This is a genomic window from Actinoplanes awajinensis subsp. mycoplanecinus, assembly GCF_001509495.1.
Classification (GTDB): Bacteria; Actinomycetota; Actinomycetes; order Mycobacteriales; family Micromonosporaceae; genus Actinoplanes; species Actinoplanes palleronii.
The window spans coordinates 1-17,016 of the sequence record NZ_LLZH01000109.1 but is presented as its reverse complement, the minus strand read 5'-3'; the positions used below and the strand labels follow the sequence as shown (position 1 = coordinate 17,016).

Annotated in this window: 15 protein-coding genes; 5 read left to right on the top strand and 10 right to left on the bottom strand. The window is 71.4% G+C overall.

The genetic code is table 11. The annotated features are described in order from the left end of the window. Together ADL15_RS14545 and ADL15_RS14540 are read right to left on the bottom strand one after the other, a co-directional pair. Entirely contained in the window at positions 1–570 is a 570-nt protein-coding gene (locus tag ADL15_RS14545; RefSeq protein ID WP_067689908.1) for a hypothetical protein, read from the bottom strand. A 2-nt stretch (positions 571–572) separates the two neighbouring features. Then, on the bottom strand, positions 573–866 hold the full coding sequence (locus ADL15_RS14540) for a DUF1905 domain-containing protein (protein WP_067689905.1): 294 nt from the start codon (positions 864–866) through the stop codon (positions 573–575). A 150-nt stretch (positions 867–1,016) separates the two neighbouring features. Between ADL15_RS14540 and ADL15_RS14535 the strand changes: the two genes are divergently transcribed. Together ADL15_RS14535 and ADL15_RS14530 are read left to right on the top strand one after the other, a co-directional pair. Next, positions 1,017–2,990: an acyl-CoA dehydrogenase family protein gene (locus tag ADL15_RS14535; RefSeq protein WP_067689901.1), complete on the top strand. Its 1,974-nt coding sequence runs from the start codon at positions 1,017–1,019 to the stop codon at positions 2,988–2,990. A gap of 40 nt (positions 2,991–3,030) precedes the next feature. Next, a complete protein-coding gene (locus ADL15_RS14530) occupies positions 3,031–3,534 on the top strand; it encodes a macro domain-containing protein (protein ID WP_067689898.1) in 504 nt (167 codons plus the stop codon). Between the two features lie 66 nt (positions 3,535–3,600). Here ADL15_RS14530 and ADL15_RS14525 read toward each other — a convergent pair whose 3' ends face one another. Beyond that, positions 3,601–4,194, bottom strand: a complete 594-nt coding sequence (locus ADL15_RS14525) for a nucleotidyltransferase domain-containing protein (RefSeq protein WP_067689895.1) — start codon at positions 4,192–4,194, stop codon at positions 3,601–3,603. A 74-nt stretch (positions 4,195–4,268) separates the two neighbouring features. After that, positions 4,269–5,141: an isocitrate lyase/PEP mutase family protein gene (locus ADL15_RS14520; RefSeq protein ID WP_067690213.1), complete on the bottom strand. Its 873-nt coding sequence runs from the start codon at positions 5,139–5,141 to the stop codon at positions 4,269–4,271. Positions 5,142–5,293: 152 nt separating this feature from the next. Between ADL15_RS14520 and ADL15_RS14515 the strand changes: the two genes are divergently transcribed. Continuing rightward, complete coding sequence (locus tag ADL15_RS14515; protein ID WP_067689891.1) at positions 5,294–6,361, top strand: DUF6348 family protein; 1,068 nt, start codon at positions 5,294–5,296, stop codon at positions 6,359–6,361. Between the two features lie 153 nt (positions 6,362–6,514). Beyond that, positions 6,515–7,414, top strand: coding sequence for a serine hydrolase domain-containing protein (locus ADL15_RS14510; RefSeq protein ID WP_067689888.1), 900 nt, complete (start codon positions 6,515–6,517; stop codon positions 7,412–7,414). Here ADL15_RS14510 and ADL15_RS14505 read toward each other — a convergent pair. From ADL15_RS14505 to ADL15_RS14480, 6 genes are all read right to left on the bottom strand, one after another. Then, a complete protein-coding gene (locus tag ADL15_RS14505; RefSeq protein WP_232344104.1) occupies positions 7,409–9,334 on the bottom strand; it encodes an ABC transporter ATP-binding protein in 1,926 nt (641 codons plus the stop codon). The two genes, ADL15_RS14510 and ADL15_RS14505, sit on opposite strands and share 6 nt — an antisense overlap. 2 nt (positions 9,335–9,336) lie before the next feature. After that, a complete protein-coding gene (locus tag ADL15_RS14500) occupies positions 9,337–11,109 on the bottom strand; it encodes an ABC transporter ATP-binding protein (RefSeq protein WP_067689883.1) in 1,773 nt (590 codons plus the stop codon). 104 nt (positions 11,110–11,213) lie between these two features. Next, positions 11,214–12,539: an LLM class flavin-dependent oxidoreductase gene (locus ADL15_RS14495; RefSeq protein WP_067689879.1), complete on the bottom strand. Its 1,326-nt coding sequence runs from the start codon at positions 12,537–12,539 to the stop codon at positions 11,214–11,216. Then, positions 12,536–13,255 carry an ABC transporter ATP-binding protein gene (locus tag ADL15_RS14490; protein WP_067689876.1) on the bottom strand — a complete coding sequence of 240 codons (720 nt, stop codon included), beginning with the start codon at positions 13,253–13,255 and terminating at the stop codon, positions 12,536–12,538. Before ADL15_RS14490 ends, ADL15_RS14495 begins: the two co-directional genes overlap by 4 nt. Beyond that, entirely contained in the window at positions 13,231–14,073 is an 843-nt protein-coding gene (locus ADL15_RS14485; protein ID WP_067689874.1) for an ABC transporter permease, read from the bottom strand. The genes ADL15_RS14490 and ADL15_RS14485 overlap by 25 nt, the downstream gene beginning before the upstream one ends. Before the next feature lie 2 nt (positions 14,074–14,075). Continuing rightward, positions 14,076–15,122, bottom strand: coding sequence for an ABC transporter substrate-binding protein (locus ADL15_RS14480; protein WP_067689872.1), 1,047 nt, complete (start codon positions 15,120–15,122; stop codon positions 14,076–14,078). Between the two features lie 180 nt (positions 15,123–15,302). Here ADL15_RS14480 and ADL15_RS14475 point away from each other — a divergent pair, with 180 nt between their 5' ends. Continuing rightward, positions 15,303–16,931, top strand: a complete 1,629-nt coding sequence (locus ADL15_RS14475; RefSeq protein ID WP_067689870.1) for a sensor domain-containing diguanylate cyclase — start codon at positions 15,303–15,305, stop codon at positions 16,929–16,931. The last annotated feature ends 85 nt before the right edge of the window (positions 16,932–17,016 follow it).

The window sequence follows — 17,016 nt, the reverse complement described above, 5'->3', positions numbered from 1 at the left end:
TCAGGCGAGAGTGATCGCGAGGAGCGCCTGGTCCGGCCCGAGCAGGGCGAACTCCAGGCGCTCCACCCGTTCGTCGTGCACCGCGGCGCCGACCAGCAGCGCGCCCTCCGGCAACGGCCCGGGGTCGATCTCGGGTGGTTCCTCGCCGAACCCGCCGAGCCCGGCCCACCGCTCCGGCGGCACCTCGGGGCGCACCGGCCGCGCGTCCGGGCCGGCTGCGCACCACGCCGCGATCAGCACCAGATCGGTCAGGTCGGCGTTGACCACCGGCGGATCCAGCGGCCAGCAGTCCGGATCGACCCGGGCGGCGACCTCGACCGGGTCCGGGATCCAGTCCGCCGGGTCGATGTCGTGCCCCAGGGCCGGCAGCCGCTCGCGGACGAAGTCCGCCAGCACCTGGACCGGCAGCCGGACCGGCTCGTCGGGATCCGCCACGACCAGCACGTGCCCGCTGGTGGCGGCCCGGACCGCGGCGTCCAGCGCGAGCACCTCGGCGGCGGAGGCCGGTAGCAGGACCCCGCCGGGCGGGATCCGCCAGCGGATCACCCCGTAACCGTCGACGGTGAGCACGGTCAGCTCACCCCCGACACGGATATTCGTACCCTCACGGTGTCGCCGACCTCCAAGCCCTCAGCCTCGCGGACCTTCGCCTTGACCGGCACGACGTAGCTCCCGTCCTTGGGCCACAGCGAGGTGGCCCAGCCGGTCGTCCCGATCAGCGCGGTCACCGGAATCATCCCCCAGCCGTAGCTGACCAGCGACGACGCCGCTTCCAACTCGGCGCACTGATCCTCCGGGACGGTCACGAAGTGCCAGGGCGCGGGTCCTCGCCAGAACCACATCTCGCCGGTGAACTCGAGATCCATGCCGCCGAGGATAGGCCGTGATGGATCGCGACGCCGCGCGGAAACTCCGGGGCCCGTGCCCTCCCGCGGGGCGGGGGAGTGACCGGATCCTCACGATCGGACCACCGAGGCGTGCGGCAGGGCAGCTGAACGCGTGATTAGCTTTCTTCCATGATCGGCGACTCCCTCGACCCGGCCCGCCTGCAGGACGTCCTCGACGGGCGGTGGGCGCACATCCGGCAAGCGGTGCGCGACGAGCTCGGCAAGGCCGGGTTCGCCGCGGTCTACGGCGAGACCGGCCCCGAGGCTCGGGCCCGGATCAGCCGTCTGATCCGGCAGATCCCCACCGACATCGGGGTGGCCTCGGCGTTCCCCAGCGCCTACGGCGGCAAGGACGACCCGGGTGGCTCCGTGGTGGCGGCCGAGATGCTGGCCTACGCGGACCTGTCGCTGATGGTGAAGGCCGGCGTGCAGTGGGGGCTCTTCGGCGGCGCCGTGGTGGCCCTCGGCACCCGGCGGCACCACGACGCCTACCTGCCCGGGATCATCTCGACCGAGGTGATGGGCTGTTTCGCGATGACCGAGACCGGTCACGGCTCGGACGTGCAGAAACTGCGTACCACCTGCACCTACGACCCCGGGACGCAGACCTTCGACCTGCACACCCCGCACCAGTCGGCGCGCAAGGACTACATCGGCAACGCGGCGCAGGACGGCCGGATGGCGGTGGTCTTCGCCCAGCTGATCACCGATGGCCGCAGCCGCGGCGTGCACGCCTGGCTGGTGCCGATCCGGGACGCCGACGGTCACCCGCTGCCCGGTGTCACCCTGGGCGACGCCGGGCCCAAGGCCGGCCTGCTCGGCGTCGACAACGGGCGGATCAGCTTCGAGCACGTGAGCGTGCCCCGGGACATGCTGCTCGACCGGTACGGCCAGGTCGCCGAGGACGGCACCTACACCAGCCCGATCGAGAACGACACCCGCCGGTTCTTCACCATGCTCGGCACCCTGGTCCGCGGCCGGGTCACCGTCGGTGGCGCGGCGTCGGCGGCCACCCGGGCGGCGCTGACCATCGCGGTCCGCTACGGCGACAGCCGCCGCCAGTTCGGTGTGCCCGGCGACGACCGCGAGGTGGTCCTCAACGACTACCTCGCCCACCAGCGCAAACTGCTGCCGGCGCTGGCCACCACGTACGCCTACGCGTTCGCCCAGGAGGAGCTGGTCGGCACGCTCGCCGACGTGCAGGCCGGCCCGAGCCCGGTCGACGAGCACCGGCAGCGTGAGCTGGAGTCCCGCGCCGCCGGGCTGAAGGCCGCGCAGACCTGGCACGCCACCAGCACCATCCAGATGTGCCGGGAGGCCTGCGGCGGCGCCGGATACCTCGCGGAGAACCGGCTGCCCTCGCTGAAGGCCGACACCGACGTCTTCACCACGTTCGAGGGTGACAACACGGTCCTGCTCCAGCTGGTGGCGAAGGGCCTGCTGACCGGCTATCGGGACGCCTTCGGCTCGCTGGACGGCTGGGGGCGGGCCACCTTCGTCGCCGAGCAGGTCCGCGAGATGGTGCTGGAGCGCACCGCGGCCCGCGGCCTGATCCAGCGCCTGGTCGGCGCGGTGCCCGGCCGGCACGACGAGGTCGCGGTCACCGACCGCGGCTGGCACCTGACGATGTTCGAGGACCGCGAGAAACACGTGCTGGAGGGCGCGATCCGCCGGCTCCGCAACGGCGCCGCGACCAAGAAGGATCACCCCTTCGACATCTTCAACGACGTCCAGGACCACGTGCTGAAGACCGCCACCGCGCACATCGACCGGATCACCCTGGAGGCGTTCGTGGCCGGCGTCGACCGGGCCGCCGACCCGGCGGCGAAGGCGCTGCTCAACCGGCTCTGCGACCTCTACGCGCTGATCACCATCGAGGCGGACAAGGGCTGGTTCCTGGAGCACGGCCGGTTGACGCCGGCCCGGTCGAAGGCCGTCACCGGGGTGATCAACGACCTGCTGAAGGAGCTGCGCCCGCACCTGGCGAACCTCGTCGACGCGTTCGCGATCCCGGACGAGTGGCTGAACGCCGCGATCCTCCGCGAGGAGCCGGGTCGCCAGGAGGCGATGGCCGAGGAGGACGCGCGGGTCGCCGCCGGCTGAGCTCTGCTTCGTGTCGGAGGGGTGGCCTACCATCGCCGGCATGCGGGAGCTGAGCTTCGTCGAGGGGGACGCCACCGACCCGGCCGGTGCCGGGCCGCGGATCCTCGCGCACGTCTGCAACGACATCGGCGCCTGGGGCCGGGGCATCGTCCAGAGCATCTCGCGCCGCTGGCCGGAGCCGGAGCGGGAGTTCCGGCGCTGGTCCGCCGAGCCGGCGTTCCGGCTGGGCGCGGTGCAGCTGGTGCCGGTCGCGCCGGAGCTCTGGGTGGCCAACATGGTCGGTCAGCACGGGATCATGAGCCGGAGGGGCCTGCGCACCCGCACCGGCTATGAGCCCGGCGCCGGGCCGCCGGTTCGTTACGAGGCGATCCGCGAGTGCCTGGGCGCGCTGGTCACGCACGCCGAGGCGCACCACGCGTCGGTGCACATGCCGCGGATCGGCTGCGGGCTGGCCGGCGGCAGCTGGGAGCTCGTCGAGCCGTTGATCCTGGAGACACTGGGCGCGCACGACATCCCCACGACCGTCTATGACCTACCTGGATGATCATCACGGTGTGACCGGGGCCGTCCTTGCCGCGATCCCGGTCGTGGCCGTTGCGTGGAGTGTGGGTCAGGTGCGGAGGAGTGGCTGCCAGGGGTGACCGGGGTGGACCCGGTCCAGGGCGTTGATCAGCCAGTCGCGGCGGCTCGCGGACAGGTGCGGGAGGACGGCGCGGAGATCCGCCTCGTCCTTCGGCCGTGGTCCCTTGGCCTTGAAGAGCAGGACGATCTCCGGCACCAGGTAGGGCACGGCGTCCGGCGTGTGCGCGATGACCTCGGTGTAGGGCAGACGGATCGCCGGATCCCGGCGGCAGACCCAGACGACGCCGTCGTGCGGCTCCCGGAAGACGTCGAAGCGCCACTTGCCGGTCGCCGGCTCCCGCGCCCAGGTCTGATGGGTGGCGAGCAGGCTCTCCGGGTTCGCCGGGGTGACCGTGCCCGCGCCCACGGCGAAGAACTCGTGGTCGGGGAAGCGGGCCGCGATGTCCTCGAAGCGGTCCGCCGGCACGGCTATCTCCAGGTCGTCGTGCACCCTGGTCTCGGCGCCGAGGAAGAGGTCGATGGCCCAGCCGCCGGCGACGCACCAGGGCAACTCGAGACCGGTCAGCCGGTCCGCCACGAACCGCGGATGCCAGGCATCCCACGCCTCCAACTCCACGTCCACTCCCGAAAGCTAGTCCCGGTGCGCCAGGTGCGCCAGGTCCGCCGATGCCGCCGGGCCGGCGACCAGGATCCGGTTCACGTCTGCAACCCCCTGGGGACGTAGCGGGCGTCCGGGTCGAGCGCCTCGTCCTGGCCGACCAGGGCGGTGAACGCCGCCCACGGCATCCGTTCGACCGAGGTGGCGTCACCGCTCTCGGCGATCGCGCGGTAGGTGACCGACGCGGCCCGCATCGCGGCGAGCAGGGCGGCCACCGGGTGCAGGACCAGCCGGACGCCGACGGCGGCGAGGTCCGCGTCGGTCAAGGTGGGCTGGTGCGGTGCGGCTTCGCTGCGATTGACCACCAGGGGTACGCCGGGGAGCGCCCGATGGAGCTCCTCGAGCTCGGCAAGCTCCACGACACCCTCCGGGAGGACCGCGTCGGCACCCGCCCCGGCGTAGGCCCGGCAGCGCTCGATGGTGTCGGCGAGCCCGTTCACGGCGTACGCGTCCGTCCTGGCGATCACCGCGAGTTGCGGGACCTGATCGGCCAGCGCCTGGATCGTGGCGGCCGCCGAGCCGGTGGCGACGACCTCCTTGCCGGCCAGGCGCCCACGACGTTCCGGGCTGACCTGGTCCTCCAGGTGCAGCCCGGAGATGCCGGCCCGGCTGTACGCCAGCCCGGTCCACACCGCGTGCAGTGGGTTGCCGTATCCGGTGTCCGCGTCGGCCAGCAGCGGGATCCCCTGCAGCGCCGGGGCCAGCGTCGACGCCCGGTCGGCGATCTGGGTGGCGTGCACGAAGCCGAGGTCGGGGCGGCCCAGCATGGTGGCCGAGAGGGCGGCGCCGGACAGGTACACGGCCCGGTGCCCGGCGGCCACCGCGAGCGCCGCTGTCACCGGGTCGTAGACGCCGGGCACGTGGGTGACCCGGTCGGAGGCGAGGAGGGCGCGCAACGCGGAAGCGGTCATGGTCGCAGCCTGGCGCATCGGCGCCGGTGGACGCCACCGTCACGACGCCCGATCATGGCGCACGCGCTCGGCCACGCCCGCCGGCCGGGCGGTGTTTGATCTTGGGATTTGCGGGGGCTTGCGGGAGATCGGCTGGACGGTACGCTCACGCGATGTTCGACGAGGCGGTTGTGGTCGGTGTCATCGCGTTCTGTGAGGGCGCGACGCCGCCGTCCGGGGACGAGGTCCGGAACAGGCTGCTCAGCGGTGGTGTGGAGCCGTGGCTGGCGGAGCGGCTGCTGGCCTTCCTGCCCCTCGCTTTCGGGCGCCGCGTGCTCGACGGGGTGCGGGTGGACGAGAACTTCGTCGACGGCGCGACCACCCGGCGCTTCGCCGACGATCCGGTCTATACGGCCTGCGAGCGCTGTGCGCAGCTCGTCGGGGAGCAGGAGATCGCCAGGGTCGCCGGGTACAGCCACGAGGTCGCCGCGGTCAGCCAGGCCCTGCGCGACGGCGCCACGCTGACCGATCTCGTGCTCGGGGCGATCACCCTCGACGAGCCGTTGCCGCCGCTCGGCACCGGCAGCGGCGGGGTGCCCTCGCCCGCATCGATCTTCGCGCGTTGGATGGCGGCCTACGGCGTGCCGCTCGGTGACGACCTCCGGCTGGGTGACGCCGAGTTCCAGGCGACCCTGGCGCCGCACCCGCGGCCGACGCCCGACCTGGTCGTCGCGCAGGTGAACTTCGCGGTGAACCATCCGGCGCTGGCCCGGCCGTGGATGGTGGAGAGCTGCGCCGGTGTCGCGCCGACCTGGCGGGAAGCGATCTTCCAGAGCCTGGCGATGTTCGAGCGGGCGGTGGCGTACCCGATGATCGCCGCGCTGCTGGACCGGGACGTGGCCGGGGAGAACGTGCATGTGGAGCGGTTCGCGCACCCCAGCGGCGGGTTCGAGGTGCTGCTCGGCGCGCAGGTGGACCTGTTCGCCACCGAGGCGGTGCCGTCCGCCGAGGAACTGTTCGATCAGCTGCTGACCGCGCTGGAGGGTGTGCCGCTGAGCCAGGCCGTGCACGCGCTGCGGTTCTTCACCGTTCACCAGGACGGCCGGCTGCTGACCAACGAGGTCTTCCTGGACGGCGAGCCGTGGGAGGCCGGCATGAAGGTCACCGCCGCGGCCGGCGCCCCGCTGCCGAACGGCCCGGTCGGCGTCCGCGTCTTCGCCTTCCTGGTCCCGGCCCGCTGACCCCACCGAGGTCCCGGCTGGTCCCGAGGGGTGTCTCAGGGTGCCGGAGGCACCTCTGAGAGCCAGCCGCGGCCCGCGAGCTGACCGCGCACCTTGCGGCTGGTGGTCGCTGTCAGGTGCGCCGGCGGTTGCGGTCGGGTCTAGGCTCCGGCGGTGGCTGATGATCTTCTCGCTGACTTCGTGCGCGCCGATCGGGAGCGGGGGCTCGGCACCTACGGCATCCACGTGCACCGGGAGGGGCACGAGCCGGTGAGTCATCGGTTCCGGTCCGACGACCGGGTCAACCTGTACTCGGTGGCGAAGACGTTCACGTCGGTGGCGGCCGGGCTGGCCGAGGCCGAGGGTCTGCTCAGCCTCGACGACCTGTTCCTCGACCACTTCCCGGAGCTGCGCCCGGTCGCCGCGGACGGGTTCGAGCGGGTCACGCTGCGGCACCTGCTCACGATGACCAGCGGGAGCAGTCACCACTGGTCGTCGTACGAGCGGGTCGACCCCGCCGACCTGTTGCGCGAGTTCGTGGCGGCACCCCTGGAGGCCGTGCCGGGGGAGCGCTTCCGGTATGTCGGCTCCGGCCCGTACGCGATAGGTCGGGTCATCGCGCGCACCAGCGGCGCGGACCTGCGCGCCTACCTCGAGCCCCGCCTTTTCCGCCCCCTCGGTGTGCACCATCCGGCCTGGCACACCTGCCCGCTGGGGTTTCCGTTCGCGGACAGTGAGCTGTTCCTGCGCACCGGGGAGCTGGCCCGATTCGCCCAGCTCATCCTGCAGGGCGGGGAGTGGCAGGGGCGGCAGGTCGTCCCGGCCGACTACGTGCGGCGGATCGCGGCGGAGAAGGTCAGCACGGCACCGGTCGCGGCCTGGGGCCCGCAGTTCAGCGACGGTTACGGCCTGGGCGTGTGGCTCGGCGGCGACGGCACGTTCCGGATGGACGGCGCCTACGGCCAGTTCGTGGTGATCGACCCGGAGCGCCGCGCCGCGATCACCGTGACCGCCCACTTCGAACGCTCCGGCGATCTGCTGACCGCGATCCACGAGCTGCTGGCAACGCTATGACCGGGCGGCGTGCGACTCCCACGTCGCGTACATCGCCGCATACCGCCCGCCCGCCGCGACCAACTCTTCGTGGCTGCCCGACTCGATGATGCCGCCGTCGTCGACCACGATCACCCGGTCGGCGCGCCGCGCGGTGGACAGCCGGTGCGCGACCAGGATCGCGGTCCGCCCGTCGAGCAGCCGCTGCACCGCGGCCTCCACCCGCAGCTCGGACCGCAGGTCCAGACTCGACGTCGCCTCGTCCAGGACCACCACCCGGGGCGCCGCGACGAACACCCGGGCCAGCGCGATCAGTTGCCGTTCGCCGGACGACACCGACTGGCCGCGCTCGTGCAGGACCGTGTCGAGGCCGCCGGGGGAGCGGTCCACCAGTTCACGCAGGCCGACCGCGTCGACCGCCGCGCCGATCTCGGCCTCCGACGCGTCCGGGCGGGCGAAGGCGATGTTGTCCCGCAGCGTCCCGGCGAACAGGAACGGCTCCTGCGGCACCACGCCGACCTGCCGGTGCAGCGAGTCCAGGGTGACGTCGCGCAGGTCGTGACCGTCGATCAGCACCGTGCCCCGGTCCGGGTCGTAGAGCCGGGCGACCAGCTTGGCCAGCGTCGACTTGCCGGCGCCGGTCGGGCCGACACACGCGATCGTCTCGCCGGGCGAGATCCGCAGGCTGACGTCGCGCAGGACCGGACGCTCACTGTCGTACCCGAAAGAAACCTCGCGCAACTCGATGCCGCCGCTCGCCGGCGGCAGTGCGATGGCAGAAACCTTTTCCGGTACGCCCGGAGCCGTCGTGAGCAGGCCGCGGAGCTTGCCCAGCGCGGCCCTGGCCTGCTGGTAGTTGGTGTACAACTGGACGAGTTGCTGGACCGGCTGGAAGAACGCGTTCAGGTAGAGGACGAACGCGGTCAGCTCGCCGATGGTCAGCTCGTCGCGCAGCACCATCCGCCCGCCGATCAGCAGCAGCGCGGCCAGCCCGAGCAACCCGATCACCGAGCTGCCGGGGCCGTAGACGGCGTTGATCCGGCCGGTGTGATCGTTGGCGTCGCGGTACCCGCCGACCACCTCACGATGGCCGACCACACTGCGGTGCTGCTGGTTGTGCGCCGTGATCACGCGGACGCCGTAGAGGCTCTCGGACAGGTGCGAGAAGAGTGCCGCGATGGCGTCCCGCTGCCGGTTGTACCCGTGGTCGGCGGCCTTCCGGAACCAGATCGACAGCGCCGCCAGCGGGGGCACCACGAGCAGCAACGTGATCGCGGCCAGCTCCACGTTGTAGTGCACCAGCACCGCGGTGACCACCACCATGGTCAGCCCCTGGATCAGGAACTGCGCGAACCCCTCCTGCAGCAGCTGCTGCAGCGCCTCGACGTCGGAGGTCATCCGGGTCATCGTGACCCCGGCCTTCTCCTTGGTGTAGAAGTCCAGGCTGAGCCGCTGCAGGTGACTGAAGATCCGGACTCGCAGGTCCCGGGTGGCGTACGCGGCGAGCCGCCCGCTCTGCCGGATCCGCACCCCGGACGCCACCGCGGTGAGCCCGACCGCGACCAGGAACGCGATCGACGCGCCGACGAGCACCGGCACGTCCCGGGCCACGATGCCGTGGTCGATGCCGACCTGCACGAGCAGCGGACCGGCCTGCAGCAGCAGCGCCTCGACCAGGACCGCGACGGCCGCCGAGACCAGGAACGCGGGCCGGTTGGCCAGCATCGACCAGAGGGTGAGCGGGCGATGGTCGGGCTGCTGCCGGAACGGCTCGTGCGGCTTCGGGTGCTCGGGCTCGGTGGCCTCCAGACGGTCCACCCCGGCGGCCAGCTCGGGCGGGATGCCGGCGAACGGGGTGCCGCTCTGCCCGCCCTTGCGGCTCGTACCGCTGAGGCCACCGGGGATCGCGCCGCCGTGCCCGCCGAACCCTCCGCCGAACATGCTCACGCGACGGTCTCCTCGGTAGCAGCCAGCACCTCTGCATATCTTTTTTCTTTGATCAACAGGTCGGCGTGCGTGCCGTCCGCGACCACCCGGCCGCCGTCGATCAGGACGACCCGGTCGGCCAGGCCGATGGTGGCCAGCCGGTGTGCCACCACGATCGTGGTGCGGCCGGTCATCAGCGTGCGCAGCGACTCGTGGATCTCGTGCTCGACCCGGACGTCGACGGCGCTGGTCGCGTCGTCGAGGATCAGCACCGGCGGGTTGACCAGCAGCGCCCGGGCGATCGCGACCCGCTGCCGCTGACCGCCGGAGAGCGTGTAGCCGCGCTCGCCGACGACCGTGTCGTAGCCGTCGGGGAGGTCGCGGATGAACGCGTCGGCGCCGGCCGCCAGCGCCGCGGCCTCGACCTGGGCGCGGGTGGCCTCCGGGCGGCCGAACGCGATGTTCTCGTGCAGCGAGACCGAGAACAGGAACGGCTCGTCGGGGACGATGCCGACCCGGTCGCGCAGGGTGGCCAGGGGGTAGTCGCGGACGTCGACGCCGTCGAGCAGGATCTGCCCTTCGATCACGTCGTAGAAGCGGGCGGCGAGGCGGCCGATGGTGGATTTTCCCGCGCCGGTCGCGCCGACCAGGGCGATCGTTTCGCCGGGGTGGATGTGCAGGTTCAGGCCGTCCAGCGCGGTGGTGCCGTCCGGGTAAGCGAAATGGACATTTCGGAGGTGGAGCTCGCCGCGGGGTGACGGTGTCGCTATTTCCGATTTATCGGTTATATCGGCTTTTGTGTCGAGGATTTCGTAGATGCGCTGGGAGGACGCGGCGGCCCGCTGGCCCATCATGATGATCATGCCGAGCATCCGGAACGGCGGCTGCAGCATCAGCACGTAGGAGTTGAACGCCACCACGGTGCCCACCGTCGCCTGCCCGCGCAGCACCATCAGGCCGCCGACCAGCAGGACCAGGGCCAGGCCGATCCGGGGCAGGTTGTCCATCACCGGGATCCACCGGCTGCGCAGCCTCGCGTCCGCGGTGTACGCCCAGCGCACCCGGTCGGCCGCCCCGGCCAGGGTGTCGACCTGCCCCTGCTCGCCGGCGAACGCCTTGACGATCCGTACACCCTGGATGTTCTCGTCGACGACGGTGGCCACCCCGGCGAGCCGGGACTGGATCAGCCAGGAGACCGGGAAGATCGCCTTGCGCATCCGTACGCCGAGCACCGCGATGGCCGGCATGGTGGCCATCGCGACCACCGCCAGGATCGGGTTGATCGAGACCATCAATCCGAACGCGATCACCGCGATCATGCACTGGACCAGGATCGACGGGCCGAACGTGAGGTACATCTGGACGGCCCGGATGTCCGAGGTGGCCCGGGACATCAGCTCGCCGGACTGGACCCGGTCGTAGAAGCCGTACGACATCCGCATCAGGTGACCGAAGACGACGTTGCGCAGGTCGTACTCCAGCTCGTACGCGGTGCGCAGCAGGTAGAGCCGGGCCAGGTAGTTGATCACGCCCTGGACCAGGGCCAGCGTGGCGATCAGCCAGACGTACTTGGCCAGCGGCTCGGTGTGCGCGACGAGCGACCGGTCGATCCCGATCCGGATCAGGTTGGGGATCTGCACCTGCACGATCAGCCCGACGAAGGACAGCGCCAGCGAGGTGATCAACATGAGCCGGTGCGCCCGCAGCAGCGGCCAGGCGCGCCGCAGCCAGCTCTTCGACGGGTCGGGGTGAATGCCCGCGCTCGGGGCGCGGCGTGGGGCGGTGGGCAAGCGCGCTCCTCTTTCCCGGGATTCTTAGCTTAGCTAACGACCCCGGGAAGGGGAAGTGTGTGAAGTTTCGGTGCGGAGCGCGCCGAAACTTCACACACTGCTTGTCACACGCTGCTTTTCAGGACGCCGGCCGGGCGGGGCAGGCCGTAGTGGTCGCGCAGGGTGCGGGTGGTGTACTCGGTGCGGAACAGCCCACGCCGCTGCAGGATCGGGACCACCTGGTCGACGAAGACCTCCAGACCGGACGGCAGCACCGGGGCCATGATGTTGAACCCGTCCGCGGCGCCGTTGTCGAACCAGTGCTGGATCGCGTCGGCGACCTGCTCCGGAGTGCCGGCGAAGGTGCGGTGCCCGCGCCCGCCACCGAGCCGCCCGATCAGCTGCCGTACGGTCAGCCGCTCCCGCCGGGCCAGCTCGACGATCAGCGTGTACCGGCTCTTGGCCGCCTCGATCTCGTCCTCGTCCGGCAGGTCGTCGGGCAACTCCCGGTCCAGGTGCAGCGCGGACGGGTCCAGCTTGAGCGTCTGCGCCAGCTGGCGCAGCGCGTACTCCGGCTTGATCAGCTGCTCCAGCTCCTCCTCCAGTGCCAGGGCCTCGGCCTGGGTGGAGCCGATCGCCGGCACGATCCCGGGCAGGATCTTGACGGTGTCCGGGTCACGGCCCTCGGCCAGGGCGCGGCGCTTGAGGTCGGCGTAGAAGGCCTGGGCGTCCTCGAGGGTCTGCTGGGCGGTGAAGACCGCGTCGGCGTACCTCGCGGCGAGCGCCTTGCCGTCCTCCGAGGAGCCGGCCTGGACCAGCAGCGGGTGACCCTGTGGGGACCGCGGCACGTTCAGCGCGCCGGCCACCTGGAAGTACTCGCCGGTGTGCCCGGCCGGGTGGATCTTCGTGTCGTCGCCCCAGACGCCGTTCGCCTTGTCGCCGAGCGCGGCGTCGTCCTCCCAGCTGTCCCAGAGCTTGCGGGACACGTCGACGAACTCGGCGGCCCGCGCGTACCGGTCGCGGTGTGCCGGCTGGTCGTCCAGGTTGAAGTTGCGCGCCGCGTCCGGCCCGGCCGTGGTGACCACGTTCCAGCCGGCCCGGCCGCCGCTGACGTGGTCCAGCGAGGCGAACCGCCGTGCCAGGTTGTACGGCTCGTTGTAGCTTGTCGACGCGGTGGCGATCAGGCCGATCCGCTCGGTGGCCCCGGCCAGCGCGGTGAGCAGCACGGTCGGCTCCAGGCCGCCGGACGGGCGGTGGCCGACGCTGTTCCACAGCACCGGGCTGTCGGCCAGGAAGAGCGAGTCGAGCTTGCCGCGCTCGGCGATCCGGGCCAGCCGGACGTAGTGCTGGACGTCCAGGTGGGCGAACGGGTCGCTCTCCGGCAGCCGCCAGGCCGCCTCGTGGTGCCCGACCGTCATCAGGAACGCGTTCAGGTGCAGTTGGCGGGTCATGAGGTGACTCCCAGGGCTCGCAGTAGCAGTTCACGGACCTCCTGGAACCCCGGGTCACGGGGTGCGCGGGAGTCGGGCAGGCCGGGGCGGATGTCGACGGCGATGCGGCCGCCGTCCAGCACCACGATCCGGTCGGCCAGCTGCACCGCCTCGTCCACGTCGTGGGTGACCAGCAGCACCGCCGGCTGGTGCCGTTTGCAGAGCGCGCGCAGCAGGCCGTGCATCCGGATCCGGGTGAGCGCGTCCAGCGCACCGAACGGCTCGTCGGCCAGCAGCAGCTCCGGCTCGCCGACCAGGGACCGGGCCAGCGCCACCCGCTGCTGCTCGCCGCCGGAGAGCTCGGTGGGCCAGGCGCGTTCCCGCCCGGCGAGACCCACCTCGGCCAGGGCTTCGGCGCCGCGCTCGCGGGGGTTCGGCGCGCGCAGGCCGAGGATGACGTTGTCCAGCACCCGGCGCCAGGGCAGCAGCCGGGAGTCCTGGAAGACCACCGACACCCGGTCCGGGATCCGCAATTCGCCGTCGCCGGCCACGTCGTAGTCGAGACCGGCGAGGGCGCGCAGCAGCGTGCTCTTGCCGGAACCGCTTCGTCCGAGCAGTGCGACGAACTCGCCGGGCGCGATCTGCAGGTCGACCCGGTCGAGGACCACGTGGTCGCCGAAGCGCCGGGTCAGCTTCTCGATCCGTACGCCGGTCAGCTCGCCAGTGTCCGTCGCCATGACAGCACCCTCCGCTCGGTCACGCGCACCAGCGCGTCGGACAGGAAACCGAAGATGCCGTAGACGGCCAGGCCGACCAGGATCACGTCGGTCTGTGCATACTGCTGGGCCTGCTCCATCATGTAGCCGACCCCGCTCAGCGCGTTGATCTGCTCGACCGTGATCAGGACCAGCCAGGACGCGGTGAGCGAGAGGCGCAGGCCGACGAAGAACTGCGGGAGCACACCGGGCAGGACGACGTGCCGCAGGAACTCGCTCCGGCGGTAGCCCTGCACCTCGGCCAGCTCGACGTAACGCTTGTCGATGCCGACCAGCCCCGCGTGGACCTGGATGTACATGTACACCGCCACGGCCACCGCGATGATCACGATCTTGAAGAGTTCACCGATGCCGAGCCAGAGGATGAGCAGCGGGATCAGGCCGATGGTCGGGATGGCCAGCTTGATCTTCATGGGGCCGTCGATCAGCGCCTCGCCGATCCGGCTGATCCCGGCGATCACCGCGAGCGCGAGGCCGGCCGTGATGCCGATCAGGAAACCGGCGGTGGCCCTGGTCAGCGACGTGAGCACGTGCTCCTGCAGGACACCTGTGGAGATCATGTCCGCGGTGGTCCGGGCCACCGCCCACGGCGCGGAGAGCTTGCGAGGATCGAGCAGACCGCTCGCGGAGGCCGCCGCCCACAGCGCGAGGAGGAGGGCGGGACCGAGCAATCTTCCGTACGGAACAGGTCTGCCCGGACCCAGGCGGCGTCGCGCCCGGCGGACGGCCGGAACCGGGGATCGGGGCCGGGTGGCGACGGAGAACGTCTCGGTGGCCATGGTCACTCCTGGTACTCGGCGGGTACCGCGTCCGCGGCGAGGGACTGGAAGCGCCGGTCGAAGAGCTTCTCCGGGTCGATCGGCTTGATGAAGCCGCCCTCGACGAGCAGGTCGGCGGACTCCTTCTCCCACGCGACGGCCTTGTCCCAGCTCCGCGGGAAGAACGGTTTCTGCAGCGTGGTGCCGATCCGCTCGGCGTCCGCGGGGGAGACCTGCTGGTCCTTGACGTAGTAGGCGTCCAGCCATTTCTCCTTGTTCTCCCAGCGCCAGACCTGGTCCTTGGCCCAGAACGGGATGAACGACCGGATCGCGGCGACCTTGCCCGCGTCGGCGAGCACCTCGCCCGGCGCCCAGAGCACGCCCAGATAGTCGACAGCGGTCATCGGGAACTGGATGGCGCCGTCCTTGCCGTACTCGAGAAGGTATTTGGTGATCGACGGCTCGGCGAGCGGTGCGACGTCGATCTGCCCGCTCTGCAACGCGACCAGGAACTTGGTGCTCGGCAGCGCGATCAGCTGCACGTCCTTCGGGGTCAGGCCCTGCTCCTTGAGGGTGCGCAGCACCACCACACCCTGCGCCTGGCCCTGCGAGAAGCCGATCTTCTTGCCCCGCAGGTCGGTCAGCCCCGCGACCGGGTTGCCCGGCGCCGTGACGTACGTGTACTGCGGCTTCTGCACGGTCTGCACCGCGACGATCTTGGCGTCCACGCCGATCGCGGCGGCCTGGATCGGCGGGATCCCGGCGTTGTTGGCCAGGTCCACCGAGTGCGCCCGGAACGCCGTGATCACGTCGGGGCCGGCCGCGATGTTCGGCCAGTCCTTGACCGTGAACGGCAGCTTGCCGATCTCTCCGGAGGCCTGCAGCGCGACCTGCGTGGTGTGGATCGAGATGACCAGTGCGGTGGCCGGGTCGACGGTCGTCGGCAGCGGGTCGGAGGCGCTCAGGCTCGCGGCGGCGGCGTCGTCGCCGGCACATCCGGTCAGGCCGAGCGCGGTCACTCCGAGAAGTCCCCCGAGCAGGGTGCGGCGGTTAACGAGCGGATTTATCATCGAGATCCCTTACGTAGCGTGTCCGCGGCGTAACAATCCCGATCAATATACATTGCCTATAGGGTTTATAGGTTTTAACGACTCGTGACGACCTCCTTGCCCGCTGTGCCCGATGGGCGCACGATGATCGGATGCCCGCCGGAAAGCTACGACGCCGCGGATCCATGCCGATGGTCGGGCATGACCGGAACGGCCCTGATGCGGACGGCAGCAGATAGTGCCGCTGTCCCGGCCGCGTTCGTGGCCCGGGCGGCGGAACTCGACGACCTGGAGGACTGGGTCGGCCGTGACCCGGCCGGGCGTTCGGCCCGCGCCGTCGAGATCGAGCAGGACGCCGCCGCCGACGGGGACGCGGTCTCCCAGATGCGGGCCCGGCTGATCCAGGCCGACGCGGCCGAACGCTCCGGTGAGCTGAAAGCCGCCGCCGAGGCGATGTGGCTGATCAACGAGTGGGCGCACGCCCGGGGTAACCGCTACCTGATCGCCCGCAGTCACCTGCTGCTCGGCCGGACCTACCGCAACCTGGGTGACGTGGCCGCGCTGCTGGAACACGCGGTCGCCGCGGTCGAGGCGCTCGAGGACACCGTCCCGCCCCGCCGCCGGCTGCCGTACGTGGTCAAGTACGCCGACGCGCTCACCGAGACCGGCTCGATCGAGGCGGCCCGGGAACGCTACCGGCAGGCTGAGGAGCTGGCGAGACACAGCACCGACATCCGCGACCGGATGCTGGTGCTGAACAACCACGCGTATGCCGAATCGCTGGCCGGCGAACCGGAACGGGCCTGGGACGTGGTGCGGCGGATGCGGGCCACCGCCGCCGCCAACAATCACCGGCTCGACCCGAACGACCTCGACACGGTCGCCAGCGTGCAGATCGCCCTCGGTCACTACGACGACGCCGAACAGACCATCCTGGTCGCGATCAGCGGATACCCGGACGGGCCGCAGGAGGCCGACTCGCTGCCCGAGTTCCTGCTCACCCTGGCCACCACCCGGCGGATGCAGGGCGACCTGCCGAACGCCCAGGACACCCTGAACACCTGCCGGGACCAGTGCGAGGCGCACGGGCACGGCGAGATCCTGGTCCGGGTGATGCAGGAACAGGCCGAGCTGTACGCCGCGGCCGGCGACTTCGCCAATGCGTTCGCCGAGCACAAACGCTTCCACACGGCCGAGAAGGAAGTGATCTCCGCGGCCCGGGAGGCGCAGGCGCGCAGCCGGCAGGCGCTGTTCGAGGTCAACGAGGCGCGGGAAGAGGCCGAACAGTTCCGCGAGCAGGCCCGCCGGGACCCGCTCACCGGGCTGCGCAACCGGCGCTACGTGGACGAGCAACTGCCCGGGATGATCGAGCAGGCCGCGCGGACCGGGGCGCCGCTGTGGGCGGCGCTGCTCGACCTCGACCACTTCAAGCGGGTCAACGACCAGTGCACGCACGAGGTGGGTGACCGGGTGCTGATCGAGGTGGCCCGGTTGCTGATCGACGCGGCGCCGGTCGGGGGGTTCGCGGCTCGGCTGGGCGGGGAGGAATTCCTGCTCGTGGTCGGTGGGATGGACGGGGAGCAGGTGGCGGGGTATCTGGACCGGGTGCGAGCCGGGATCGCCGGGCATCCGTGGGGGCCGGTGACCGGGGAGCTGCCGGTGACGGTGAGCATCGGGGCGGATGCGGCCATGCCGGGGAGTTCGCAGGCGGAGCTGCTGGCCGGGGCGGATGCGCAGTTGTATGAGGCCAAGCGGACGGGGCGGGATCGGGTCTGCGTGGACGCGGGGGCGGTGGAGCGGACCCGGCGGGTGGGGTCGGGGCGGGGCTGAGGTTTTCCACAGTCTCGGGTTGTCCACATGCCCGCAGCGGCGGGGTCTGCTCACGGTCAGACTGTCAGCGGGGGAGCCCCCAGGG